Source organism: Mycobacterium sp. 94-17 (assembly GCF_035617725.1).
GTDB lineage: Bacteria > Actinomycetota > Actinomycetes > Mycobacteriales > Mycobacteriaceae > Mycobacterium.
On the sequence record NZ_JAPIYN010000080.1, the window covers coordinates 1 to 574 of the forward strand.

1 protein-coding gene is annotated in these 574 nt (G+C 69.0%); it reads left to right on the plus strand.

From position 1 onward, the window contains the following. On the plus strand, positions 1–574 hold a 574-nt coding region (locus OQ789_RS25725), incomplete at both ends, for a transposase (protein ID WP_324689234.1).

The following is a 574-nucleotide window of genomic DNA, read 5'->3' on the forward strand; positions in this document are numbered from 1 at the left end:
AAACCCCCGACGGGCTGCGCCGCGCCGGTACCGCGCGACTGGAAGCCTGGCTGCGCAAACGCAAGGCCCGCAACGCCGCTGCCATCGCAGCCACCGCGATCGAGGCGGCCAACGCCCAGCACACCACCGTGCCCGGACAACAGATCGCCGCCGCGATGGTCGCGCGGCTGGCTAAGGAGGTGATGGCCCTCGACACCGAAATCGGCGACACCGACGCGATGATCGAGGACCGATTTCGCCGCCACCGCCACGCCGAGATCATCCTGAGCATGCCCGGATTCGGCGTCACACTCGGCGCTGAATTCCTCGCCGCCACCGGCGGCGACCTGACCGCCTTTGACAGCGTCGACCGCCTCGCCGGCATCTCTGGCCTGGCCCCAGTACCGCGAGACTCCGGGCGCATCAGCGGCAATCGCAGACGCCCCCACCGCTACGACCGACGACTGCTGCGGGCCTGCTACCTGTCCGCACTGATCAGCATCCGCACCGACCCCGCATCCCGGACCTACTACAACCGCAAGAGAACCGAAGGCAAAACCCACACCCAAGCCATCCTCGCCCTGGCCCGCCGACG